The organism is Streptomyces sp. rh34 (assembly GCF_002551245.1).
Classification (GTDB): Bacteria; Actinomycetota; Actinomycetes; order Streptomycetales; family Streptomycetaceae; genus Streptomyces.
This window is the reverse complement of the sequence record NZ_NTGZ01000326.1, coordinates 1-7465: the sequence shown is the minus strand read 5'-3', so window position 1 is coordinate 7465 and position 7465 is coordinate 1. Positions and strand designations below refer to the sequence as shown.

Below are 7465 nucleotides of genomic sequence, written 5' to 3'. Positions count from 1 at the left end.
CCCGGGCCCCGCTCAGGTCCGCCCCGCCGGGGCGCCCGCCTGGCGCGGCAGGGTGACGGCGGCGGCCTCGCCGGCCACCGGCTCCCGGCCGGTGAAGAACCGGGAGACCAGCGAGGCCACTTCGTCCGCCCGCTCCAGGACCACCCAGTGGTCGGACTCCCCGATCGTCAGGAAGCGGCTGCCCTCGATCGTCGCGGCGAACTCCCGCTGCCGCGCGGGCGGCGTCACCGTGTCGTGCTCCCCGGCGAAGACCAGTGCCGGTACGCCGCTGAGACCGCCGGAGAAGTCGGGCCGGTCGGCCAGCGCCCGGTACAGCGAGTCCGCCGCGTGCGGCGAGTGGGTGAGCGCGTGCAAGAAGGAGCGCCGGACATAGCGGCGGGCCAACTCCCTGCGGTGTACGTGCCGTTCGGGGTCGAGACACATCAGCGCGTCGGCGGCCGTCGCGGCGAACCCCTCGCGGTCCCCGGCGGCCAGCTGCCGCCGCGCCCGCTCCCAGGAGGCGACCTGGACCGTGTCGATGTGGACCGGGACGCCGCCGAGGGCCAGGCGTGCCACCCGCTCCCGATGGCGGCGGGCGAAGCCGAAGGCGATGGCGGTGCCGTAGGAGAAGCCGAAGATGTTCAGCCGGGGCGCGCCGAGGTCGTCGGCGATGCCGAGCACGGCCCGGCGCAGCAGATCGGCGCTGGGGCCGGGCGGGAGCGGGTCGGCGCTGCCCATGCCGGGCAGGTCGGCGGTGACCACATCGGTCGCCGGGCCCAGGTGGTCGTCCATCTGGGGCCAGCCGAACATGCCCTGGAGCGCGCCGCCGAGAATGAGCGCCGGTTCGGTGGCCGGGGGCTCGCCGGGGTGGGCGCCCGGCAGGACGCGGTAGCTGTAGCGCACTCCGTCGACCGCCAGGGTCCGGATGATCTCCTCGGGCATGTGCTCCTGCGTTCCCTTCCGCTCAGGCCCTGGTGAGGACGAGTGCCGCGTTGTGGCCGCCGAAGCCGAGCGAGGTCTTGACGGCGCAGTCGAAGGAGGCGCCGCGGGCTTCCTTGGCCACCACGTCGATCGGGATCTGCGGGTCGGGTGCGTCCAGATTGACGGTGGGCGGCACCAGTTGCCGCTGGAGGGCGAGCACGGTGAGCGCGGTCTCGATGCCGCCCGCCGCGCCGAGGGTGTGGCCGGTCATCGCCTTGGTGGAGGTCACCAGGGGACTCTCGCCGAGGACCCGGTGCAGCATCGTCGCCTCGATCAGGTCGTTGGAGAGCGTCGAGGTGCCGTGCGCGTTGACGTGTCCGACCTCGGCCGGGGAGAGGCCCGCGTCGGCGAGCGCGGTGCGCAGGGCGCGTTCGATACCGAGGCCGTCGGGGTCGGGGGCGACGGCGGAGTGGGCGTCGCTGGAGGCACCGTAGCCGCTCACGTGGGCGCGGACGGTAGCGCCCCGGGCTCGGGCGTGGTCCGGGTGCTCCAGGACGATGAGCCCGGCGCCCTCGCCGACGACGAAGCCGTCGCGGTGGGTGTCGAAGGGGCGGCAGGCGCTCGTGGGGTCCTCGCGGCGGGTGGAGACGGCCTTGAGGCTGCAGGCGCTGGCGATCAGGAGGCGGGTGCAGGTGGATTCCGCGCCGCCCGCGACGACGATGTCGCAGGCCCCGGAGCGGAGCATCTGGTGGGCGGTGCCGATGGCGACGGTGCCGGAGGAGCAGGCGGTGGAGACGGCCTGGCTGGGCCCGTGGACGCCGAGGTCGAGGCTGACGCTGCTGGCCGCGCCGTTGACGACGCTGAGCGGGGCGAGCTTCGGGGAGACCCGGCGGGGTCCGCGCCCGGTGAGCGCGGCGTGCTGCTCGTCGTAGAAGGGCAGCCCGCCGTGGGCGGAGCCGATGACGACACCGACGCGGCCGCCGTCCCAGAGGGCCGGGTCGAGTCCGGCGTCGGCGACGGCCTCGCGGGCGGCGATGACGGCGAGCTGGGCGAAGCGGTCCATCAGCCGCTGGGCGGCCACCCCGAGGACCGCTCCCGGGTCGCAGTCGGTGACGGAGTAGAAGAAGTCGCAGGGCAGGCCGTCCAGTTCGGGCCGGGGACCGGCGGACGGCACGAGGCCCTCCGTGACGCCGTGCCAGGCGGCGTCCGCACCCGTACCGGCCGCGGTGACCAGGCCGACGCCGGTCACGGCGGCGGCGAACGGGGCGAGCGGCGCCCGCCGGTAGGACCGGCCGGTGGCCGCGCTCACGCGGAGACCTTCCCGTGGACGGCCTCGACGAGGCGGCCGACGGTGTCGCGCGAAGTGAGCGCGACATCCTCCAGGTCCACCTCCAGCCGGTCCTCGATGAGCAGCCGCAGCTCCTCCAGCGCGAGGGAGTCCAGCCGCAGCCGGTGCAGGGGAACATCGGGGCGGATGGCCCCGGGGTCGGTTCCGAACTTCGTCACCAGCAGCGTGCTGATCTCTTCCGAAGTGCTCATTCGGCTCTCCTGGGCTCGGTGACGCGGTGACGCCGGCCGCGTTGTGAGGGGAGGTGGGGGGAGGGGCCATCGGGGACGCCGGCTGCTCCGGAAGGACCCTTTATACGCCTTCCCGGGCAGGTTCCCGGCCCGCGTTCCCCCGTGCGGTGGGAGGGCTGTCCAGGTGTACGAATCCAGGTGCGGCGCGGGTGGATGCCAGGATGGGGGCGCAGCCCGTACGGGACGGCACGAGAGAAGGAGAAACCGATGACGGCCGAGCAGGACGGCAACGCGGAGGTCGCGTCGAGCCCCGCCGACTGGGTCGCCCGGCAGGCCGAGCTGTACGAGTCCTCCGGCGGCACGAAGGGCACCACCCAGCTGGGTGTGCCGTGTCTGCTGATGGACTACGTCGGCCGGCGCAGCGGGTCGGTGCGGCGCACGGTGCTGATGTACGGGCGGGACGGCGAGGACTATCTGATCGTGGCGTCCAACGGCGGCTCGGACCGTCCGCCGCTGTGGTACCTGAACCTCCAGGCCAATCCGGAGGTCGAACTCCGGGTGAACACCGAGCGGTTCGGGGCCGTCGCGGCGACGCTCCCGCCCGAGGAGAAGGCGCGGGTCTGGCCGGGTCTTGTGGAGCTGTTCCCGCGCTACGGGGAGTACCAGGCGGGCACCGAGCGGGACATCCCGGTCGTCCGGCTGACGCGGCGCTGAGTCGTCGGGGCCAGGGGGTGTCTGACCATTCCGCCCATTCCGCGTGGATCGGCGGACGCCGCCCGCCCGCGCGGAATCGCTCAGACACCCCCTGGACGCCGGTCCGTGCCGAGCGCCGGGTTCACCGCTCCGGAAGCAGGTGGGCCAGCAGCAACTTGATCACCAGGACGGGGGCGAACCAGGCCAGCTCGCCGGGGACGGTCACCGAGGTCGTCGCGACGGTGATCGCCAGGGCGGAGACGGCGAAGGCGACCGGTTGCCGGAGATCCGCGGGGGCGATCAGGACGCATGCCGCCCCGGCGAGCGTGAGGGCGTGGACGACGCCGGCGGAGATCCAGCCGAACCCGGGGACGAGCAGGGCCAGGGCGAACGGCTGGACGTGGGCGGCCACGAACGCGAAGTGGTGGAACCAGGAGCGCCCCGGCCGGTGGAACCGGCGCTTGGCGGACCGGGTGGCGTTGACGACCGTGCCACCGAACAGGTCGAAGGCCACCACGGCGATCACGGTCAGCGCCGGCCACGCGTACGGGGCGCGCAGGGCGAGGGCTGTCGCGATCACGGTGCCGGCGAGCGCCCCCGTGTAACAGATGATCCGCTCGCCCCGCTCGGCGTCCGGGGCCACCAGCAGCGCGTCGAGCCGGCGGGCCGCCGTGCCGCCCGCGGCCCTCATTCGGCTCCCCCGCGACGCAGCCCCGCGACGCACACGTCGAGGAGCGGCGCCGTCAGCTCCGCGACCGGCAGCGTGGGATCGACGATCCACTGCACGAGACAGCCCTCGATCGCCCCGACGACGACCGCCGCGTGCCCCGCGCCCACCCCGGCGCGGCAGACGCCCTCGGCCTCGGCGTCGGCGAGCAGCTCGGCGATCACCGCTCGGTACTCCCGGTACACGGCCGAGATGTCCACCCCGGAGGCGGCTCCCTGCCGTCCGGCGGCCCACAGGTCGATGAGGATCCGGGCGAGTTCGGGCTCCGCCACGACCATGTCCAGCACCGACCGCACCAGCCGGGCGAGCCGCTCCAGACCGTCTCCCGGGCCGGTGCGGGCCTGCTGGATCACCGCCCGCGCGTGGCCTCTGTACTCCTCGAAGGCGGCCGTGAGCAAGGCGTCCCGGCTGTCGAAGTGGAGATAGACGCTGCCCTTGGCGACGCCCGCTTCTCCGGCGACGTCGTCCACCCGGGTCGCGGCGAACCCCTGCCGGGCGAACACCCGCACCGCGGCCTTCAGGATCAGGTCCCGGCGCGCCGCCGGGTCGGCTCTCCTGGCCATGTCGTACCCCCTGTGGAATGACTGACTGGTCAGTCATTGTAGGGCACCGCGCGACACCAACTGCCGCTGCCGCAGGGGCAATCGGGTCGGGCCGCACCTTCGCGCGCGGGGTGGGGAGACACCGGCGGAGGGACCTGCCTAAACTCCGCGATCATGACCATGGAAACAGTTCAGGCCGACCCGTCCGCCCTCGGCGGCCCCGCTCTCTTCGACACCATGTCCACCATGCGCGCCATGCGCCGCCTCAAGCCGGACGCGGTGCCGGACGAGACGGTCGAGCAGCTGATACAGGCCGCCGTCTGGGGTCCCAGCGGCGGCAACATGCAGCGTTACGAGTACGTGGTGGTGACCGACCGCCAGGTAATGGCACGGCTCGCCCCGCTGTGGAAGCGGTGCGTCGACGCGTATCTGGCGACGACCGGGAAGTACGCCCCCGCGGGCATGGACGAGGCGGCGTACGGCCGGATGGTCGCGGCGATCGAGCATCAGCGCGACCACTTCGCCGACACCCCGGTGCTGATCGTGCCGTGCTACCGGTTCCCGGAGCCGCGCCTGGACGAGGAGGGCCTGGCCGCGTCGGCGCGGGCGCTCGGCCCGGCGGGCACGGAGCACATGATGAACACGCAGACGCGCTTCCAGGCGCTGGCCGAGGGTTCCTGCGTCTATCCGGGGGTGCAGAACCTGCTGCTCGCGGCCCGGGGGCTGGGGCTCGCGGCGAACATCACCATCTGGCACCTGATGCTGGAGCAGGAGTGGAAGCGGGAGCTGGGCATCCCGGAGGACATGGCGACGTTCGCCGCCGTGCCGGTGGGGTGGCCCGCGGGCAACTTCGGCCCGGTCCGGCGGCGGCCGGTGGCGGACGTCATCCACCGCGACCGCTGGTAGCACCCGACCCCGCGTCAACCCGTGCCGACACCCCTGTCGGGTGAGACTCCACGTCACCCGACAGGGCTAGCGCGGCGCTCAACTCCCATGAGCTTGCAGGATGTTGCCAGCGGATACGCCTCTTTCGCCCTTTGTCATGCACACCCCATATCGATAGCCTGACCGTGCCCGTCACCCCTCTGGCCCGCTCCGGGCCCGGGGGCTTTTCGCTTCCCCCCACGCCCACCCCACAGAGCAGGAGCCCTCATGCCCCTCCGCACCGCCGCCCGAACCCGGGCCCGCGCCTGTGCCGTGGCGGCCCTCACCGCCACAGCCCTCCTCGCGACCGGGCACCCGGCGAACGCCGCCCCGCGAGCGGACACGCCCGACCCGATGAACCGCGCGCTCGCCGAAGCGGCACACGCGTACGGGGTACCGCGCGATCTGCTGGCCGCCGTCGGCTACGGCGAGAGCCGTCTCGACGGCCACGCGGGCACGCCCAGCCAGGCGAACGGCTACGGCGTGATGCACCTGGCGAGCAACCCGGCCAACCGCTCCCTGGAGAAGGCCTCCGAGCTGACCGGCGAGAGCGCGGCCCGGCTGCGCCGGGACACGACGGCCAACATCCTCGGCGGCGCTGCCGTCCTGCGCGACCACGCCGACGCGCTGGGCCTGGACGCCGCCGAGCTCCGGGACGTCAACTCCTGGTATCCGGCGGTGGCCCGCTACAGCGCCGCCGAGGGACCGGCCGCCGCACTCTACGCGGACGCGGTCTTCACATTCCTCGCCGAGGGCGTGTCCGCCACGGCGCCCGGCGGCGAGGAGGTGCTCGTGCCCTCCCGGCCGGTCGCCCCGGACAAGGGCGCGCTGTCGGCGTCCGACGTCTACGCCGCGAGCCCGGACTACCCCTCGGCGCGCTGGGTGCCCGCGTACTCCGGGAACTTCGTCGTCGGCCGCAAGGCCGCCATCGACAAGGTGGTCATCCACACCACCCAGGGGTCGTACGCCGGTTCCATCAGCTGGTACCAGAACCCGGCCTCGGAGGTCAGCGCGCACTACACGATCCGCTCCTCGGACGGTGAGGTCACCCAGTCGGTCCTGGAGAAGGACACCGCCTGGCACGCCGGCGGCACCAACTCCTCGTCCGTCGGGATCGAGCACGAGGGCTACGTCGACAACCCGGCCTGGTACACGGAAGCGATGTACCGGTCCTCCGCCGCCCTCACCAAGCACCTCGCGGCGCGGTACGGCATCCCGAAGAACCGGTCGCACATCATCGGCCACAGCGAGGCGCCCGGCGCCGACCACACGGACCCCGGCCCCAACTGGGACTGGAACCACTACATGGAGCTGATCGACGGCGACCCGGGCAGCGGCGGCGACGGCCTGACCTTCCCCACGTACACGACCCAGCAGTCCGGCTCCACCGGCCCGCAGGTCAAGGCCGTCCAGACGCTGCTCAACGCACAGGGTTACGAGGCGGGCGCGGCGGACGGCAGCTTCGGGCCCACCACCAAGGGCGCGGTGCAGACGTTCCAGCGGGCCCGCTCGCTCGTAGCGGACGGGACGGTCGGCCCGAAGACCTGGACGGCCCTGCTGTCGGCCGGCACGACCCCGGCGCTGGCGCGGGGCAGTTCGGGCGACGCGGTGAAGCGGCTCCAGCGGTCCCTGACGGCGGCGCTCGGCACCACCGTCTCCGTGGACGGCAGCTTCGGCCCGGCCACGGAGACGGCGGTACGCAGCTACCAGACCAGCCGGAAGCTCTCGGTCGACGGCAAGGTGGGCCCGGCCACGTGGGGGGCCCTGCAGAGCGGGAAGTGAGCCGCGGCCCGGGCGGGCCCCTCCTCCGGAGCGGAGCAGGGGACCCGCCCGGGCCTGCCGGGCCGCGACCGGGCCCGATACCGTCGTCGTGTGTGCTTCTACGCGACGGTCCACTACAAGCTGCACTTCGCCTGCGTTCCCTGCCGCGTCAGCTTCAAGCGGCATCCCTCGGGCGACCGGGAGCAGCCCTGCCCGAACTGCGGCCGCGCCCTCGTCTGCGCCGGCCACGACTTCGCGCCCCCGCCGCGCCGTGACACCTCTGCCTGGAGTGCGGTCGCGGCCGTCCTGGGGGCGGGCCTGCGCTACGAGGGTCTGGAGCCGTGCGGCTGCGGCCCACGGCCGCGCTTCCGCCCCCGGAGGCTGTCTCTTATACACATCT

Annotated in this window: 9 protein-coding genes; 4 read left to right on the top strand and 5 right to left on the bottom strand. The window is 73.5% G+C overall.

Annotated features, from left to right (window positions below; translation table 11 throughout):
• Positions 1-12: 12 nt before the first annotated feature.
• The 3 genes from CR470_RS34090 to CR470_RS34080 are packed head-to-tail and all read right to left on the bottom strand — an operon-like array spanning position 13 to position 2439.
• On the bottom strand, positions 13-921 hold the full coding sequence (locus CR470_RS34090; RefSeq protein ID WP_097871305.1) for an alpha/beta fold hydrolase: 909 nt from the start codon (positions 919-921) through the stop codon (positions 13-15).
• Positions 922-943: 22 nt separating this feature from the next.
• Complete coding sequence (locus CR470_RS34085) at positions 944-2209, bottom strand: beta-ketoacyl-[acyl-carrier-protein] synthase family protein (protein WP_097871304.1); 1266 nt, start codon at positions 2207-2209, stop codon at positions 944-946.
• A complete protein-coding gene (locus tag CR470_RS34080; RefSeq protein ID WP_097871303.1) occupies positions 2206-2439 on the bottom strand; it encodes an acyl carrier protein in 234 nt (77 codons plus the stop codon). The genes CR470_RS34085 and CR470_RS34080 overlap by 4 nt, the downstream gene beginning before the upstream one ends.
• Positions 2440-2685: 246 nt before the next feature.
• Here CR470_RS34080 and CR470_RS34075 point away from each other — a divergent pair, with 246 nt between their 5' ends.
• Positions 2686-3132, top strand: coding sequence for a nitroreductase family deazaflavin-dependent oxidoreductase (locus CR470_RS34075; RefSeq protein WP_097871302.1), 447 nt, complete (start codon positions 2686-2688; stop codon positions 3130-3132).
• A 121-nt stretch (positions 3133-3253) separates the two neighbouring features.
• Here CR470_RS34075 and CR470_RS34070 read toward each other — a convergent pair whose 3' ends face one another.
• Together CR470_RS34070 and CR470_RS34065 are read right to left on the bottom strand one after the other, a co-directional pair.
• Positions 3254-3802 carry a hypothetical protein gene (locus tag CR470_RS34070; protein ID WP_097871301.1) on the bottom strand — a complete coding sequence of 183 codons (549 nt, stop codon included), beginning with the start codon at positions 3800-3802 and terminating at the stop codon, positions 3254-3256.
• The gene (locus CR470_RS34065) at positions 3799-4401 is read right to left on the bottom strand and encodes a TetR/AcrR family transcriptional regulator (RefSeq protein WP_097871300.1); all 603 of its coding nucleotides are present in this window, start codon (positions 4399-4401) and stop codon (positions 3799-3801) included. The genes CR470_RS34070 and CR470_RS34065 overlap by 4 nt, the downstream gene beginning before the upstream one ends.
• Positions 4402-4554: 153 nt before the next feature.
• On the opposite strand from CR470_RS34065, the gene CR470_RS34060 reads away from it, so the two are divergent.
• From CR470_RS34060 to CR470_RS34050, 3 genes are all read left to right on the top strand, one after another.
• Positions 4555-5286 (top strand): nitroreductase family protein, encoded by a 732-nt coding sequence (locus CR470_RS34060; protein ID WP_097871299.1) that lies wholly within the window; start codon positions 4555-4557, stop codon positions 5284-5286.
• 246 nt (positions 5287-5532) lie between these two features.
• The gene (locus tag CR470_RS34055) at positions 5533-7086 is read left to right on the top strand and encodes a peptidoglycan-binding protein (protein ID WP_097871298.1); all 1554 of its coding nucleotides are present in this window, start codon (positions 5533-5535) and stop codon (positions 7084-7086) included.
• A gap of 90 nt (positions 7087-7176) precedes the next feature.
• Positions 7177-7465: hypothetical protein (locus CR470_RS34050; protein ID WP_107489528.1), on the top strand; the 289-nt coding region annotated here is incomplete at its 3' end.